Origin of the sequence: Pseudomonas sp. M1 (genome assembly GCF_022760135.1) — a bacterium.
In the GTDB taxonomy this organism is placed as follows: Bacteria; Pseudomonadota; Gammaproteobacteria; order Pseudomonadales; family Pseudomonadaceae; genus Pseudomonas; species Pseudomonas citronellolis.
This window is the reverse complement of sequence record NZ_CP094343.1, coordinates 5,651,958-5,668,607: the sequence shown is the minus strand read 5'-3', so window position 1 is coordinate 5,668,607 and position 16,650 is coordinate 5,651,958. Positions and strand designations below refer to the sequence as shown.

Annotated in this window: 15 protein-coding genes; 13 read left to right on the top strand and 2 right to left on the bottom strand. The window is 69.3% G+C overall.

Going from position 1 to position 16,650, the window contains the following annotated elements:
• Positions 1-15 precede the first annotated feature (15 nt).
• From mreC to tldD, 7 genes are all read left to right on the top strand, one after another.
• Entirely contained in the window at positions 16-1,080 is a 1,065-nt protein-coding gene (mreC, locus tag PM1_RS25075; RefSeq protein ID WP_082816257.1) for a rod shape-determining protein MreC, read from the top strand.
• Positions 1,080-1,568: a rod shape-determining protein MreD gene (mreD, locus tag PM1_RS25070; RefSeq protein WP_009617770.1), complete on the top strand. Its 489-nt coding sequence runs from the start codon at positions 1,080-1,082 to the stop codon at positions 1,566-1,568. Before mreC ends, mreD begins: the two co-directional genes overlap by 1 nt.
• Before the next feature lie 71 nt (positions 1,569-1,639).
• A complete protein-coding gene (locus PM1_RS25065) occupies positions 1,640-2,224 on the top strand; it encodes a Maf family protein (protein WP_009617771.1) in 585 nt (194 codons plus the stop codon).
• Positions 2,225-2,263: 39 nt separating this feature from the next.
• Positions 2,264-3,721 carry a ribonuclease G gene (gene rng / locus PM1_RS25060; protein WP_009617773.1) on the top strand — a complete coding sequence of 486 codons (1,458 nt, stop codon included), beginning with the start codon at positions 2,264-2,266 and terminating at the stop codon, positions 3,719-3,721.
• Between the two features lie 14 nt (positions 3,722-3,735).
• On the top strand, positions 3,736-7,563 hold the full coding sequence (locus PM1_RS25055) for a YhdP family protein (RefSeq protein WP_009617775.1): 3,828 nt from the start codon (positions 3,736-3,738) through the stop codon (positions 7,561-7,563).
• Between the two features lie 54 nt (positions 7,564-7,617).
• A complete protein-coding gene (locus PM1_RS25050; RefSeq protein WP_009617777.1) occupies positions 7,618-8,466 on the top strand; it encodes a carbon-nitrogen hydrolase family protein in 849 nt (282 codons plus the stop codon).
• A gap of 2 nt (positions 8,467-8,468) precedes the next feature.
• A complete protein-coding gene (gene tldD, locus PM1_RS25045; protein WP_009617779.1) occupies positions 8,469-9,911 on the top strand; it encodes a metalloprotease TldD in 1,443 nt (480 codons plus the stop codon).
• Between the two features lie 160 nt (positions 9,912-10,071).
• On the opposite strand, the gene yjgA is transcribed toward tldD, so the two are convergent.
• Positions 10,072-10,596 carry a ribosome biogenesis factor YjgA gene (yjgA, locus tag PM1_RS25040; protein WP_009617781.1) on the bottom strand — a complete coding sequence of 175 codons (525 nt, stop codon included), beginning with the start codon at positions 10,594-10,596 and terminating at the stop codon, positions 10,072-10,074.
• Positions 10,597-10,715: 119 nt separating this feature from the next.
• On the opposite strand from yjgA, the gene pmbA reads away from it, so the two are divergent.
• The 6 genes from pmbA to PM1_RS25010 all read left to right on the top strand — a co-directional run bounded on the left by pmbA (position 10,716) and on the right by PM1_RS25010 (position 16,332).
• The gene (gene pmbA, locus PM1_RS25035) at positions 10,716-12,065 is read left to right on the top strand and encodes a metalloprotease PmbA (protein ID WP_009617783.1); all 1,350 of its coding nucleotides are present in this window, start codon (positions 10,716-10,718) and stop codon (positions 12,063-12,065) included.
• Positions 12,066-12,536: 471 nt separating this feature from the next.
• Positions 12,537-12,908 carry a hypothetical protein gene (locus tag PM1_RS25030; protein WP_009617785.1) on the top strand — a complete coding sequence of 124 codons (372 nt, stop codon included), beginning with the start codon at positions 12,537-12,539 and terminating at the stop codon, positions 12,906-12,908.
• A 13-nt stretch (positions 12,909-12,921) separates the two neighbouring features.
• Positions 12,922-14,298 carry a class II fumarate hydratase FumC gene (gene fumC / locus PM1_RS25025; RefSeq protein WP_009617787.1) on the top strand — a complete coding sequence of 459 codons (1,377 nt, stop codon included), beginning with the start codon at positions 12,922-12,924 and terminating at the stop codon, positions 14,296-14,298.
• 27 nt (positions 14,299-14,325) lie between these two features.
• Complete coding sequence (locus tag PM1_RS25020; RefSeq protein WP_009617791.1) at positions 14,326-14,775, top strand: tetratricopeptide repeat protein; 450 nt, start codon at positions 14,326-14,328, stop codon at positions 14,773-14,775.
• Positions 14,776-14,783: 8 nt separating this feature from the next.
• On the top strand, positions 14,784-15,410 hold the full coding sequence (locus tag PM1_RS25015; RefSeq protein ID WP_009617792.1) for a superoxide dismutase: 627 nt from the start codon (positions 14,784-14,786) through the stop codon (positions 15,408-15,410).
• 22 nt (positions 15,411-15,432) lie between these two features.
• Positions 15,433-16,332 carry a ZIP family metal transporter gene (locus PM1_RS25010; protein ID WP_009617793.1) on the top strand — a complete coding sequence of 300 codons (900 nt, stop codon included), beginning with the start codon at positions 15,433-15,435 and terminating at the stop codon, positions 16,330-16,332.
• 25 nt (positions 16,333-16,357) lie between these two features.
• Here the strand turns inward: PM1_RS25010 and PM1_RS25005 are convergent, their stop codons facing one another.
• On the bottom strand, positions 16,358-16,630 hold the full coding sequence (locus PM1_RS25005; protein WP_009617794.1) for an HPr family phosphocarrier protein: 273 nt from the start codon (positions 16,628-16,630) through the stop codon (positions 16,358-16,360).
• Positions 16,631-16,650: the final 20 nt, after the last annotated feature.

The window sequence follows — 16,650 nt, the reverse complement described above, 5'->3', positions numbered from 1 at the left end:
AGCTAGGAGCTGGTCATCAAACCGCTATTCTCCAAAGGGCCCTCGCTGGGCGTGCGCCTGCTGGTGCTCGCCGTGCTCTCGGTGGGCCTGATGGTGGTCGACGCGCGTTTCGACTACCTCAAGCCCGTGCGCAGCCAGATGGGCCTGGTGCTGACCCCCTTCTATGGCGTGGCCGACCTGCCGGTGCGCGCCTGGGAAGGCGTGCGCGACCAGTTCACCAGCCGCAGCGAGCTGCTCGCCGAGAACGAACGGCTGAAGGCCGAGTCGCTGTTGATGCAGCGCCGCCTGCAGAAGCTGGCCACCCTGACCGAACAGAACGTGCGCCTGCGCGAGCTGCTCAACTCCGCCGCCCTGGTGGACGACAAGGTGCTGGTCAGCGAGCTGATCGGCGTCGACCCCAACCCCTTCACCCAGCGCATCCTCATCGACAAGGGCTCGAAGGACGGCGTGTTCCAGGGCCAGCCGGTGCTCGACGCCAGCGGCCTGATGGGCCAGGTGGTCGAGGTCATGCCCTACACCGCCCGCGTGCTGCTGCTCACCGACACCACCCACAGCATCCCGGTGCAGGTCAACCGCAACGGCCTGCGCGCCATCGCCGTCGGCACCGGCAACCCGGAACGCCTGGAACTGCGCTTCGTCGCCGACACCGCGGACATCAAGGAAGGCGACCTGCTGGTCAGCTCCGGCCTCGGCCAGCGCTTCCCGGCCGGCTACCCGGTGGCGGTGGTCAAGGAAGTCATCCATGATTCCGGCCAGCCGTTCGCGGTGATCCGCGCCGTGCCCACCGCGAAGATGAACCGCAGCCGCTACGTGCTGCTGGTGTTCAGCGACAGCCGCACCCCCGAACAGCGCGCCACCGAGGCCGCCGAAGCCCAGGCCGAGGCCGACCGCAAGGCCGCCGAGGCCGCCGGCCAGGCACCGGCACCGAGCGCGCCTGCGCCTGCCGCTCCAGCCACGCCTGCCGCTCCGGCTGCCCCGGCCCAGGGCGCCGCTCCGGCACCCGCACCCGCCGCGCCGGCCGCTACCCCCGCGCATCCGCCGGCGCCGGCCCAGGCCGCGCCACAAAGGAACCGTCACTGATGCCTGCCCAAGGACCGCGCAACGGCTGGCTGATCTGGGTCAGCCTGCTGCTGGCGCTGCTGCTGTCGGTGGCGCCGATGCCCAGCTTCACGGAAATCGGCCGGCCGCTGTGGCTGGCGCTGTTCCTCACCTTCTGGGTGCTGATGGTGCCGCAGCGGGTGGGCATGGTCACCGCCTGGGTCTGCGGCCTGGCCGAGGACGTGCTGTACGGCAGCCTGCTCGGGCAGAACGCGCTGATCCTCAGCTTCATCGTGTTCCTGGTCATGGCCCTGCAGCAGCGCCTGCGCCTGTACCCCGTCTGGCAGCAGTGCCTGGTGCTGATGGTGGTCTACGGCCTGGCGCAGCTGGTGCAGCTGTGGCTCAACGCCCTGACCGGCAACCGTCCGCCGACCCTGGCCTTCCTGTTGCCGGCGCTGGTCAGCGGCCTGCTCTGGCCCTGGGTGCTGGTGCTGCTCAAGGGCCTGGGCCAGCGCCTGAAGGTCTACTAATAGCCGTCCCGCCGCTTCCCACCTGGCACGGGCCGGGGGAGGGGCGGCCGGGACTCTTCCGGGAGTCGCAGATGCCCCAGCTTTACCTGGCCTCCAGCTCGCCGCGCCGGCGTGAGCTGCTGACACAGATCGGCCTGTCCTTCCACCTGGTTTCCGGCAATATCGACGAAACCCCGCAGGACGGCGAGACGCCGGCCGCCTACGTCGAGCGCCTGGCGCGCGGCAAGGCCCTGGCCGGACTGACTATGCTTGCCCAGAGACCCGACGTCTGCGTGCTCGGCGCCGATACCGCGGTGGTGCTCGACGGCCGCATCCTCGGCAAGCCGGCGGACCGCGAGGACAGCCTGGCCATGCTGCGCGCGCTGTCCGGCCGCCAGCACCAGGTGCTGACCGCGGTGGCGGTGGCCGACCGCGACCGCTGCGAGGTGCGGGTGGTGACCAGCCTGGTATCGTTCCGCAATGTTTCCGAGGCCGAAGCCGAGGCCTACTGGGCCACCGGCGAGCCCCAGGACAAGGCGGGCGGCTACGCTATCCAGGGGCTGGCGGCGATCTTCGTCAACCGCGTCGAGGGCAGCTACAGCGGGGTGGTCGGCCTGCCCCTGTGCGAGACCGCGGAACTGTTGGCTGACTTCGCGATCCCTTGCTGGCAGTCTTGAAGAAGTAGCGCTGCACACGGGCGCGATAAGGAAGGGCGCATGAGCGAAGAGATCCTGATCAATATCACGCCGATGGAATCGCGCGTGGCGGTGGTGGAAAACGGTGTCCTTCAGGAAGTCCACGTCGAGCGCACGCTGCGCCGCGGGATAGTCGGCAACATCTACAAGGGCAAGGTGGTCCGCGTGCTGCCGGGGATGCAGGCGGCCTTCGTCGACATCGGCCTGGAGCGTGCGGCCTTCATCCACGCGGCGGAAATCTCCACCCGCGAGGGCAGCGCGGTGGAAAGCATCGGCGCCCTGGTCCACGAGGGCCAGAGCCTGGTGGTGCAGGTCACCAAGGACCCGATCGGCACCAAGGGCGCGCGCCTGACCACGCACCTGTCGATCCCCTCGCGCTACCTGGTGTACATGCCGCGCACCAGCCACGTCGGCATTTCCCTGAAGATCGAGGACGAGCAGGAGCGCGAGCGCCTCAAGCAGGTGGTGGCCAAGTGCGTCGAGGCCGAGGGCATCGTCGAGAAGGGCGGCTTCATCCTGCGCACCGCCGCCGAGGGCGCCGGGGAGGACGAGATCCTCGCCGACATCCGCTACCTGCGCCGGCTGTGGGACCAGATCGATGCGCAGATGCAGACGGTCGGCGCGCCGACGGTGATCTACGAGGACCTGTCCCTGGCCCAGCGCACCCTGCGCGACCTGGTCAACCCGCGCATCGAGAAGATCCGCGTGGATTCCCGGGAGAACTTCCAGAAGATCACGCAGTTCGTCGACGAACTCATGCCGGAAATCGCCGACCGCCTGGAGCACTACCCCGGCGAGCGGCCGATCTTCGACCTCTACGGCGTCGAGGACGAGATCCAGAAGGCCCTGGAGCGCAAGGTGCTGCTCAAGTCCGGCGGCTACCTGATCATCGACCCGACCGAGGCGATGACCACCATCGACGTCAACACCGGCGCCTTCGTCGGCCACCGCAACCTCGAAGAGACCATCTTCAAGACCAATCTCGAGGCCGCCACCGCCATCGCCCGCCAGCTGCGCCTGCGCAACCTCGGCGGGATCATCATCATCGACTTCATCGACATGGAGGACGAGGAGCACCGCCGCCAGGTCCTGCGCACGCTGGAGAAGCAGCTCGAGCGCGACCATGCCAAGACCAACATCATCGGCATCACCGAGCTGGGCCTGGTGCAGATGACCCGCAAGCGCACCCGCGAAAGCCTGGTGCAGGTGCTCTGCGAGCCCTGCCCGTGCTGCCAGGGGCGCGGCATGCTGAAGACCCCGGAAACCATCTGCTACGAGATCTTCCGCGAGATCCTCCGTGAGGCCCGCGCCTACCAGGCCGATTCCTACGTGGTGCTGGCCAACCAGAAGGTGGTCGACCGCCTGCTCGACGAAGAGTCGGGCAACGTCGCCGATCTGGAGATGTTCATCGGGCGCACCATCAAGTTCCAGGTCGAGCCGATGTATTCCCAGGAGCAGTACGACGTGGTCCTGCTCTGAGGCGCGCGGCTGAGATGGACCGCTTCGGCCGCCTGTTCGCCCGCCTGCTGCGCCTGCTCCTGGGGCTTTGCGCCCTGGGCCTGGTGCTGCTGGCGCTGTATGTCAGCCTGGGGCGCCAGTTGGCGCCGCTGGTGGCGGAATATCGCGAAGACCTGGCCGAGCAGGCCAGCGCGCGGCTGCACATGCCGGTGCGCATCGGCGCCCTGGAAGGCAGCTGGCGCGGCTTCGGCCCGATCATCACGGTGCGCGACATCCAGCTCGGCGAGGGCAGCGACGCCCTGCGCCTGGAGCAGGTGCGCCTGACCCCCGACATCCCCGCCAGCCTGCTGGCGCGCCAGCCGCGCATCGACAGCCTGGAACTGCAGGGGCTGCACCTGAGCCTGCGCGAGGGCGAGGACGGCCACTGGCAGGTCGAGGGCCTGCCGGCCAGCCCGCAGGGTAGCGACCCGCGCCAGCTCGTCGACCTGCTGCTGACGCCGCGCCGCCTGTCGCTGCTGGACAGCCAGCTGAGCCTGCTGCCGCGCGAGGGGCAGACGCTCAACCTGACCTATCTCGGCCTGACCCTGCACAGCGGCGTGTTCGGCCAGCGCCTGGACGGCCGCTTCAACCTGCCCGACGGCCAGCCGGTGGCGCTGCGGGTGGACACGCGCATCGACCGCGAGGACTGGAAGCATAGCTCGGCCGACGCCTACCTCAGCCTGCCGCAGAGCGACTGGGCGAAGTGGCTGCCAGCGAGCCTGACGCGGCAATGGCGCATCCAGCGCCTGGAGGCCGGCGGCGAGTTCTGGGCGCGCATCGACAAGGGCCAGCCCAGCGCGGCGGTGGCCAGGCTCAATGCGCCGCAGGTGCAGGCCTCCTTCGATGGCCGCGAGGCGGTGAAGGTCGGCGACCTCGGCGTGGGGCTGTACTTCCAGCGCCAGGGCGAGGAAATGAGCCTGCGCGTCAGCGATCTGGCGGCCAACCTCGGCGAAAAGCGCTGGGGCGAGGCGGAGCTGGAGCTGAACCGGCAGACCCGCGGCGAAGAACACTGGCGCCTGCGCGCCGACCGCCTGGACCTGGGCCCGCTGCTGCCGGTGGTGGAAAGCCTGGCGCCCTTGCCGGACAAGGCGGTGGAGTGGCTGCAGGGCCTGGCGCCGCAGGGCGTGCTGCACCACCTCAACCTCGACTGGTGGCCGCAGCGCCAGGGCGCCGAGCGCCTGGCCTACGGCGTGAACCTGGAGAAGGTCGGCGTCAGCGCCTTCCACGAGGTGCCAGCGGTGGCCAACGTCGACGGCACCTTCAGCGGCAACCTCGGCGGCGGCCAGTTGGACGCCTCGGCCAAGGACTTCATGCTCCACCTGGCCGCCCTGTTCCCCGAGCCGTGGCGCTTCCGCAGCGCCAGCGCGCGGCTGTTCTGGAAGTGGGACGACGAGGCCTTCACCCTCGGCAGCCACCTGATGAAGGTCGAGGGCGACGTCGGCCGCCTGGGCGGCGACATGCTGATCCGCCTGATGCACGACCACGACAAGGAAAGCTACATGGACCTGCGCGTGGGCCTGGAGGACGGCGACGGCAGCTACACCCCGCAGTTCCTGCCCACGGTGCTGCCGGAGATGAACAAGGACCTGGCCCGCTGGCTGGCCAGCGCCATCAAGGGCGGGCGCGTCGAGCAGGGTTACTTCCAGTGGCAGGGCTCGCTGAAGAAGGGCTCGGCGCCGGAAGACCACGTCATGAGCCTGTACTTCAAGGTCCACGACGGCGAGCTGGACTACCAGCCGGGCTGGCCGGCGCTGAGCCAGGCCGAGGGCGAGGTGCTGGTGGAGGACAGCGGCGTGCGCATCCGCGCGCAGTCCGGGCGCATCCTGCAGAGCCAGGTCCGCGACGTGCAGGTGGACATTCCCCACGTGCCCAAGGGCGAAGTCGCCCACCTGCATGTCGATGGCGACGTCGACAGCAGCCTGGGCGACGGCCTGAAGATCCTCCAGGACTCGCCCCTGGGCGTGCAGCAGGTCTTCGCCGGCTGGGAAGGCGAGGGCCCGCTCAAGGGCCACCTGAACCTGGACATCCCGCTGGCCAAGGAACAGGCGAAGCAGGCGCGGGTGGTGGTGGACTTCGCCACCGAGGGCGCGCGCCTGAAGATCGCCAAGCCGACCCTGGAACTGGCCCAGCTCAAGGGCGACTTCCGCTACGACACCAACAGCGGCCTGAGCGCCAAGGGCCTCAGCGCCCAGGCCCTGGGCAGCCGCGTCAGCGGCAGCATCCGCGCCGAGGGTAGCCCGGGCAAGCCGCGCACCCGCGTGCTGGTGGGCGGCCAGGTGGCGCTGAAGAGCCTGCTCGACTGGGGCGGCGTGAAGCAGGCCGTGCCGGCCGCCGGGCGCCTGCCGTTCCAGCTCGACCTGCTGCTCGACGGCAATGACAGCCAGTTGCAGGTCAATTCCGACCTCAAGGGCCTGGCCATCGACCTGCCGGCCCCCTTTGGCAAGGCCGCCGACGAGACCCGCGCCAGCGACTGGCGCATGACCCTCGAAGGCCCCGAGCGGCGCTACTGGGCCAACTACGACAAGGTGGCCAGCCTGGCCTACGCCGCCCCCGCCGACAAACCCCTGGGCGGCCGCGGCACCCTGCGCCTGGGCGGCGACCCGGCGCTGCTGCCCAACTGGAGCGGGGTGCAGGTGCGCGGCAGCCTGGACACCCTGGACGTCGAGCAGTGGCAGGCGGTGCTGAAGAAGTACGGCATCGGCAGCGTGCCCAGCGATAACCAGGGCCTGTTGCGCGGCGCCGACCTGCAGATCGGTCACTTCCGTGGCTTCGGCGCCAGCCTGGACAACTTCAAGCTCGACCTGGCGCGGGTTTCCGGCGGCTGGCAGCTGGGCGTCGACAGCGCCCCGCTGGCCGGCCAGGCGGTGTTCCCGGACAGCGGCCAGCGACCGATCCAGATCAACCTGGCGCGCCTGGACCTGCCGAAGAACCCCACCAACGACCTGGCCGCCGCGCCGACCATCGCCCCCGACCCGCTGGAAAAGGTCGACCCGCGCAGCATTCCGGCGATGGACGTGGCCATCCGCCAGATCTCCCAGGGCGGCAAGCCCATCGGCGCCTGGAGCTTCAACGTGCGCCCGACCACCAGCGGCATCGCCTTCAACAGCCTCAAGCTCGACCTGCGCGGCCTCAAGGTCGGCGGGACGCTGCGCTGGGAAGGCCCGGTGGGCTCCACGCGCAGCACCTTCCAGGGGCGCCTGGAAGGCAGGAACCTGGCCGACGTGCTCAAGGCCTGGGACTTCGCCCCCACCGCCACCAGCGACCGCTTCAGCCTGGACATCGACGGCAACTGGCCCGGCTCGCCGGCCTACATCAGCCTGCGCCGCTTCGGCGGACGCCTGGAAGCCGACATGCGCAAGGGCCAGTTCGTCGACGTCGAGGGCAGCGCCCAGGCCCTGCGGGTGTTCGGCCTGCTCAACTTCAACGCCATCAACCGCCGCCTGCGCCTGGACTTCTCCGACCTGTTCGGCAAGGGCCTGAGCTACGACCGCGTGCAGGGCGTGCTGGGCGCCACCAATGGCGTCTACCTCACCCGCGAGCCGATCAGGCTCACCGGGCCGTCCAGCAACATCGAGATGAACGGCACCCTGGACCTGGCCCACGATCAGATCGACGCCAAGCTGCTGGTGACCCTGCCGCTGACCAACAACCTGCCGCTGGCCGCGCTCATCGTCGGCGCGCCGGCGGTGGGCGGCGCGCTCTTCGTGGTGGACAAGCTGCTGGGCGACAGGGTGGCGCGCTTCGCCAGCGTGCAGTACCGCGTCAAGGGGCCCTGGCAGAACCCCGAGATCGCCTTCGACAAGCCGTTCGAGAAACCGCGGTGAGCAGAGCCGGCGGGCATCGGTTAGGATGAATCGCATCTGTCGTCGGAGAAACGCATGTCCCTCGCCGTGATCCAGATGGTCAGCCAGGACGACGTCCCGGCCAACCTCGCCGCCGCCCGTCGCCTGCTCGAACAGGCCGCCGAGGGCGGCGCGCGCCTCGCCGTGCTGCCGGAGAATTTCGCCGCCATGGGCCGCCGCGACCTGGCCGAGCTGGGCCGCGCCGAGGCCCTGGGCGAGGGCCCGATCCTGCCCTGGTTGAAAAGCGCTGCCCGCGACCTCAGGTTGTGGATAGTCGCCGGCACCCTGCCGCTGCCGCCGGACGGCCAGCCCGAAGCCAAGGCCAACGCCTGCTCGCTGCTGGTCGACGAGCGCGGCGAGCGGGTGGCGCGCTACGACAAGCTGCACCTGTTCGACGTGGACGTCGCCGATGCCCGCGGCCGCTACCGCGAGTCCGACGACTACGCCTTCGGCGGCCAGGTGGTGGTGGCCGACACGCCGGTCGGCCGGCTGGGCCTGACGGTGTGCTACGACCTGCGCTTCCCCGAGCTCTACACCCGGCTGCGCGAGGCCGGCGCCGAGCTGATCACGGCGCCCTCGGCCTTCACCGCGGTGACCGGCCAGGCGCACTGGGAAGTGCTGATCCGCGCCCGCGCCATCGAGACGCAGTGCTACGTGCTGGCGGCGGGGCAGGGCGGCACCCACCCGCGCGGCCGCGAGACCTGGGGCCAGTCGGCCATCGTCGACCCCTGGGGGCGCATCCTCGCCGAGCGCGACAAGGGCGAGGCGGTGCTGCTGGCCGAACGCGACAGTGAAGAACAAACGGCGCTCCGGCAACGCATGCCGGTGATCCGCCATCGAAGATTCTACCCGCCGGCCGTACCCGGACCGGCGCCTACGGAGTAGCCATGAGCGAGTTGTTGTCATCCGTCAGCCAGCACCTGCTGGCCCCCGGCGGCCTGGACGTCGACGGCCTGCAGCCGATCCTGCACGAGCTGAGCGGCCCGGGCATCGACGCCGCCGACCTGTACTTCCAGAGCCAGGTCTCAGAGTCCTGGATGCTCGAGGACGGCATCGTCAAGGAAGGCAGCTTCCACATGGACCAGGGCGTGGGCGTGCGCGCCCAGTCCGGCGAGAAGACCGGCTTCGCCTACAGCAATGCCATCACCCCCGATGCGCTGTCCCAAGCGGCGCTCGCTGCGCGCTCGATCTCCCGCGCTGGGCAGAACGGCCGGGTGCAGGCGTTCAAGGCGGTCGCGCCGACGCGCCTGTACGCCGGCGAGAACCCGCTGGACGTGCTCAGCCGCGCCGAGAAGGTCGAGCTGCTGAAGAAGATCGACGCTGCCACCCGCGCCCTCGACCCGCGCATCCAGCAGGTCACCGTGAGCCTTGCCGGCGTCTGGGAGCAGGTCCTCATCGCCGCCGCCGATGGTTCCCTGGCCGCGGACATCCGCCCGCTGGTGCGCTTCAACGTCAGCGTCATCGTCGAGCAGAACGGTCGCCGCGAGCGCGGCGGCCATGGCGGCGGCGGGCGCACCGATTATCGCTATTTCCTCAGTGAAGACCGCGCCATGTCCTACGCTCGCGAGGCGTTGCGCCAGGCTTTGGTCAACCTCGAAGCGGTCCCCGCGCCGGCCGGCACCCTGCCGGTGGTGATGGGCGCCGGCTGGTCCGGCGTGCTGCTGCACGAGGCGGTGGGCCACGGCCTGGAAGGCGACTTCAACCGCAAGGGCAGCTCGGCCTACAGCGGGCGCATCGGCGAGAAGGTGGCCTCCAGCCTGTGCACCATCGTCGACGACGGCACCCTGGCCGGGCGCCGCGGCTCGCTGTCGGTGGACGATGAGGGCACTCCCACGCAATACAACGTGCTGATCGAGAACGGCATCCTCAAGGGCTACATGCAGGACAAGCTCAACGCCCGCCTGATGGGCGTGGCGCGCACCGGCAACGGCCGCCGCGAGTCCTACGCGCACCTGCCGATGCCGCGCATGACCAACACCTACATGCTGGCCGGGCAGAGCGACCCGGCGGAGATCATCGCCTCGGTGGAGAAGGGCATCTACTGCGCCAATCTCGGCGGCGGCCAGGTGGACATCACCAGCGGCAAGTTCGTCTTCGCCACCAGCGAGGCCTACCTGATCGAGAACGGCAAGATCACCCGCCCGGTGAAGGGCGCGACCCTGATCGGCAACGGGCCGGAAGTGATGAGCCGGGTGTCCATGGTCGGCAACGACATGGCCCTGGACAGCGGCGTGGGCACCTGCGGCAAGGATGGCCAGTCGGTACCGGTGGGCGTTGGCCAGCCGACGCTGAAGATCGACGGCATCACCGTGGGCGGGACCGGCGCCTGAGGCGCCGGGAAGCATTTGGAAAGTCTGCTCACGGCCTCGCGAGCTAGAGCAGAACAAGGCAAAAACAGGTGAGGAAGCGCAGTTTACTGATGCTAAATGAGCATTTCTCACCTGTTTTTAACGCAGTTATGCCGACGCGCAGCAGGTCGTGGGTAGGCTTTCAGCGGAGGCCGCGCTTGAGCTCGTCCAGTTCGCGGATGTATTTGAAGATCTTCCGCGCCGCGGCCGGGGGCTTGTCGTGAGCGGCCTCGTGCTGGGCGTGGCGGATCAGCTGCAGCAGGTGCTGGCGGTCGCTGTCCGGGTATTCGGCGAAGAATGCGGAAAGGGCTTCGTCGCCGCCGGTGACGAGGCGGTCGCGCCAGCGCTCCAGGGCGTGGAAGCGCTCGTTGTACTGGCGCGTGGAGCTGTCGAGCTGGTCGAGCAGGGCGACGATGGCATCGAGGTCCTGGTCGCGCATCAGCTTGCCGATGAACTGCCGGTGGCGTTTGCGGGCGGCATTGGCCTTGTGCTTGGGCGCCTCGTCGATGGCGCGGCGCAGCGGCTCGGTGAGCGGCAGGCGGTCGAGCATGTCCGGCTTGAGCGCGGTCAGGCGCTCGCCGAGGTCCTGCAGGGCGTGCAGCTCGCGTTTTACTTGCGACTTGCTCTTCTCTTCGAACAGCGAGTCGTCGTCTTGATATTCAGCCATGGCGGTGGTCCAGTGGAAAACGCCGCCATGATAACGAGTCGAGGGTCGCTTGTCCGGCCCGCCCGCGATGCCACGGGGCCCGTCGCCCCGTCCGCGGAACAGAACAGGAGAGTTTGGCAATGAGCGAACAGGCCAAGGCAGTCGGCCCCGAGGCACTTCCGGCGCTGCGCGAGCAGGTCGAGCGGATCGTCGCCGAGGCGAAGCGCCAGGGCGCCACGGGCTGCGAAGTGGCGGTGTCCCTGGAGCAGGGGCTGTCCACCAGCGTGCGCCAGCGCGAGGTCGAGACGGTCGAATTCAACCGCGACCAGGGCTTCGGCATCACCCTCTACGTCGGCCAGCGCAAGGGCTCGGCGAGCACCTCGGCGACCGGCGACGAGGCCATCCGCGAAACCGTGGCGGCGGCCCTGGCCATCGCCAGGCACACCTCCGAGGACGACTGTTCCGGCCTGGCCGATCCCGCGCTCATGGCCCGCGACCTGCCCGACCTGGACCTGTACCACGCCTGGTCGCTGACCCCGGACCAGGCCGTGGAGCGCGCGCTGGCCTGCGAAGCCGCGGCCTTCGATGCCGACCCGCGGGTGACCAAGGCCGACGGTACCACCCTGAACATCCACCATGGCTGCCGCGTCTACGGCAACAGCCACGGCTTCATCGGCGGTTACGCCAGCACCCGCCACAGCCTCAGCTGCGTGATGATCGCCGAGGGCGAAGGGCAGATGCAGCGCGACTACTGGTACGACGTGAAACGCCGCGGCGAGCTGCTGGACAGCCCGGAGAGCATCGGCCGCCGCGCCGCCCAGCGCGCCGCCAGCCGCCTGGGCGCGCGCCCGGTGCCGACCGCCGAGGTGCCGGTGCTGTTCGCCCCGGAAGTCGCCGTGGGCCTGTTCGGCCACTTCCTCGGCGCCATCTCCGGCGGCAGCCTGTACCGCAAGTCGTCGTTCCTCGAAGGCTGCCTGGGCCAGCGCCTGTTCCCCGAGTGGCTGACCCTCGACGAACGCCCGCTGCTGCCCGGCGCCCTGGGCAGCGCCTCGTTCGACAACGACGGCCTGGCCACCTACGCCAAGCCCTTCGTGGAGAACGGCACCCTGGTTTCCTACGTGCTCGGCACCTACTCCGGGCGCAAGCTGGGCATGCCCAGCACGGCCAACGCCGGCGGCGTGCACAACCTCTTCGTCAGCCACGGCGACGAGGACCAGAAGGCCCTGCTGCGGCGCATGGGCCGCGGCCTGCTGGTCACCGAACTGATGGGGCAGGGCGTCAACCTGGTCACCGGCGACTACTCCCGCGGCGCCGGCGGCTACTGGGTGGAGAACGGCGAGATCCAGTTCCCGGTGCAGGAAGTCACCATCGCCGCCAACCTCAAGGACCTGTTCGCCAGCATCCTGGCCATCGGCAATGACGTGGAGAGCCGCGGGAACCTGCACACCGGGTCGGTGCTGGTGGAAAGGATGATGGTGGCTGGTAACTGATAGCAGGCTGTGGTTCTGGAGAACGCCGTTTCCTGCCGAGGGAAGCGGCGTTTTTCTTTCCACAATGGCTCTTCGTAGGAGCGAGCTTGCTCGCGAAGGGAGTTTCCCGGTGGCTTCGGTGTTTCGGGTTGACGCTGCCCCTCTCCCCAGCCCTCTCCCTGAAGGGAGAGGGGGCAGTCCGTGCCGAGAGACGGCTAGGTTTCATCCGGCAGCTTTCGGCATTGCCGGCTAACTCCAGAGCACCAGCATCTGCCCAACGGTCCCCTCTCCCTTCAGGGAGAGGGTTAGGGAGAGGGCGCTCTTGGAGCAAACGCCGAGCCTAGCCGGCAGAATGCAATTCGCGAGCAAGCTCGCTCCTACGAAGAGCACCCGGCGAAACTACCTCCCCGATTTGCCCTACTCCCTTGGTCTGACTTGTATTTTCTTTCTCTCGTAACGATAATCAATCTCATTATCGTTCGAGAGCCAGCCATGTTCGTCGAAACCCACACCTCCCTGCTCGACCGCTGGTATCGCCTGGGCACCCGCATCCGCTGCGCGCTGGAGCCCGACGAGCCGCGCCTGCTGGAGCTCTACCTGTTCGAGACGCGCTACCTGGTGGCCTGGGAGCCGCTGCCGGCCTGGCAGCTGTTCGAGAAGAGCTTCCAGCTGCTGCTCGACACCGCCGCCGACGTCGCCCTGCCGTGGCATTGGCGCGGACTCTGCCTCGACCACGCCTATCGCCCGCTCTGCGACCTGCGCCGCCTCGCCGGCGATGCCGAACGCAGGCAGCGCCTGCAACAGCTTTCGCGTCGGCTGGCCACGCAGCCGATGGCGCCTTCCCTGACGTACCACGACCTGTAAGCGAGAAAGCAGAATGACTGACAGCCGTATCGAACGCGACAGCATGGGTGAACTGGCGGTACCGGCCGCGGCGCTGTATGGGGCCCAGACCCAGCGTGCGGTGAACAACTTCCCGGTCAGCGGCCAGCGTATGCCCGCCGCCTTCATCCGCGCGCTGCTGCTGGCCAAGGCCGCCGCGGCGCGGGCCAACGTCGCCCTGGAGCAACTGGACGCCGAGACCGGCGCGGCCATCGTCGCCGCCTGCGAGGAACTGCTGGCCGGCGACTTCCTCCAGCACTTCCCGGTGGACGTGTTCCAGACCGGCTCCGGCACCAGCTCCAACATGAACGCCAACGAGGTGGTGGCGACCCTCGCCGGCCGTCGCCTGGGCCGCGCGGTCAACCCCAACGACCAGGTCAACTGCGGGCAGAGCAGCAACGACATCATCCCCTCGACCATCCACATCAGCGCCGCCCTGGAAATCCACGAGCGCCTGCTGCCGGCGCTGCGCCACCTGCAAGCCACCCTCGAGCGCAAGGCCGGCGAGGTGCAGCAGTACGTCAAGACCGGGCGCACCCACCTGATGGATGCCATGCCGGTGCGCCTGAGCCAGGTGCTCGGCGGCTGGGCCCAGCAGGTACGCCAGGCCACTGCCAACCTCGAAGCCCTGCAGCCGGCGCTGCAGCAACTGGCTCAGGGCGGCACCGCCGTCGGCACCGGGGTGAATGCCCACCCGCAGTTCTCCGCGCGCTTCTGCCAGGAACTCAACGGCCTGACCGGCCTGGCCTTCCGCCCGGGCGACGACTTCTTCGCGCTGATCGGCGCCCAGGACACCGCCGTGGCCGTCTCCGGCCAGCTCAAGACCCTTGCCGTGGCGCTGATGAAGGTCGCCAACGACCTGCGCTGGATGAACTCCGGCCCGCTCGCCGGCCTCGCCGAGATCGAGCTGGAAGCCCTGCAGCCGGGCTCCTCGATCATGCCCGGCAAGGTCAACCCGGTGATCCCCGAGGCCACTGCCATGGTCGCCGCCCAGGTGATCGGCAACGACGCCACCATCGCCGTGGCCGGGCAGTCCGGCAACTTCGAGCTGAACGTGATGCTGCCGGTGATCGCCGACAACCTGCTGCAGAGCATCCAGCTGCTGGGCAACGTCAGCCGCCTGCTGGCCGACAAGGCCATCGCCAGCTTCAAGGTCAACGAGGCGCGCCTGCGCGAAGCGCTGTCGCGCAACCCGATCCTGGTCACCGCGCTGAACCCGATCATCGGCTACCAGAAGGCCGCCGAGATCGCCAAGCAGGCCTACCGCGAGGGCCGCCCGATCATCGAGGTGGCGCTGGAGAACACCGATCTCGGCCGCGAGCGCCTGGAGGCCCTGCTGGACCCCGAGAAACTCACCGCCGGCGGCCTCTGAGGCCGCGCCACCATGGAGGTATGTGACATGCGCCATTGGCAACAGACCATCGAACTGGGCAACCGCTGCTTCATCCGCAACGAGTTGATCGATGCCCGCGAGCACTACCTCCACGCCCTGGCCCACGCCCAGTTGCTGCTGGGCCGCTGGCACGACCCGGACGAGGCGGTGATGGCTTTCGTCATCTCCCACCACAACCTGGGCGACCTGCACGTGCAGCTGGGCCAGCCGGAAGAGGCCGCCGAATACCTGTGCAACTGCCACGAGCGGCTGCTGGAGCTGAGCATCGACCCGCGGCAGAGCCGCGACATGCGCGAGGCCGCGCTGCGCCACAGCCGGCGCAGCTACCTCGAACTGCTCAACTTCATCGGCGAGCACGGCAACTACCCGCGCACCCGCGAGCTGCTGCACCAGCAGGGCGAAGTGGAGCTGCGTCCCGGCCTCTTCGCCACCCCGCAATCCATGCGCTACCACTAGGAGCGACCATGCCCCACAGTCTTCCCGCCTTGCCCTATGCCTACGACGCCCTGGAGCCGCACATCGATGCGCGGACCATGGAGATTCACCACAGCAAGCACCACCAGACCTACGTCAACAACCTGAATGCCGCGCTGGAGGGCACGCCCTTCGCCGAACTGCCGGTGGAGGAACTGCTGCAGCAGCTCAACCACCTGCCGGAGAAGTTGCTCGGCGCGGTGATCAACAACGGCGGCGGCCATGCCAACCATTCGCTGTTCTGGCAGGTGATGTCGCCGAGCGGCGGCGGCGAGCCCGACGGCGCCCTGGCCCGCGCCATCGAGACCGAACTGGGTGGCTACGCGGCCTTCCGCGACGCCTTCACCAAGGCCGCGCTGACCCGCTTCGGCAGCGGCTGGGCCTGGCTCTGCGTCGACAGCCAGGGCCGCCTGAAGGTGGAAAGCAGCGCCAACCAGGACAGCCCGCTGATGCAGGACCTGATCCCCATCCTCGGCCTGGATGTCTGGGAGCACGCCTACTACCTGCAGTACCAGAACCGCCGGCCGGAATACATCGCGGCCTTCTACGAGGTCGTCGACTGGCCGGAAGTGGCGCGCCGCTACCGCCTGGCCCTGGAGCAGCGGGGGCTCGCCTGATGCCCGCCGCGGAAGTGACGCCATGCGCCCGCTAGAGGCAAGCGCGCGGCAGGGCGGCGCGCGCAGCCTGCGCTGGCTGCTCGGCCTGGGGATAGTGCTGCTGGGCAGCGGCCTGATGTTCAACCACCTGTTGCTGCTGGCGCGCCTGCAATTGCCGGCGCCGCTGTACCAGGCGCTGAGCGGCGGCCTGATCTGCGCCCTGGGCACGGCCCTGGGCGCGGTTCCTGTGCTGCTGATCCGCAGCATGCCGGCGCGGGTCGCCGATACCCTGCTGGGCTTCGGCGCCGGGGTGATGCTGGCGGCGACAGCCTTTTCCCTGCTGCTGCCAGCCCTGGAGGCGGTCGAGGCGGGCGGTCGCTCGCCGCTGTACGCCGCGCTGCTGGTCAGCTTCGGCATGGCATTGGGCGTGCTGGGGCTGATGCTGGCCGGGCGGATGCTGGACGATGCCCAGCATGACCTGGACGACGCGCCGACCCCTGCCATTCCCGCCCGCATCCTGCTGTTCGTCGCGGCCATCGTCCTGCACAACATTCCCGAGGGGATGGCCGTGGGCGTTGCCGCCGGCGGCGAGGTCCAGGGCGCCGGCGGCCTGGCGCTGGGCATCGCCCTGCAGGACGTGCCCGAAGGCCTGGCCATCGCTCTGGTGCTGGCCGGCGCGGGGATGTCGCGGGTGCGGGCGATGCTGGCCGGCGCGGCTTCCGGGCTGGTCGAGCCGCTGTTCGCGGTGCTCTGCGCCTGGCTGGTGGGGGTGTCGCGGATGCTGCTGCCCTGGGGCCTGGCCCTGGCGGCGGGGGCGATGCTCTACGTGGTGGTGCGGGAGATCATTCCCGAATCGCAGCGGCGCGGCTATGCCGGGGAGGCGACCCTGGGGCTGATCGTCGGCTTCTGCCTGATGATGGTGCTGGATACGTCGCTGGGCTAGCGCCCGGCGCGGTGCGGACGGGCGGTCACTCGCCTTCGTCGAAGTAGTTGTTTATCAGATCGACGAGAGCCTGTAGGGCCTCGTCGGCCTGCTCGCCCTCGGCGTTCAGGTGCAGATTGGTGCCCTTGCCCGCGGCCAGCATCATCACCGCCATGATGCTCTTGCCATCCACCGTGCTCTCCGGGCTGCGACCGACGCGGACCTGGCACGGGAAGCGGCCGGCCACGCCGACGAATTTGGCCGCCGCGCGGGCGTGCAGGCCGAGCTTGTTGATGATGGTGATCTCGAGGGCGGGCATCGCGAGGGGGCTGTCCTTTC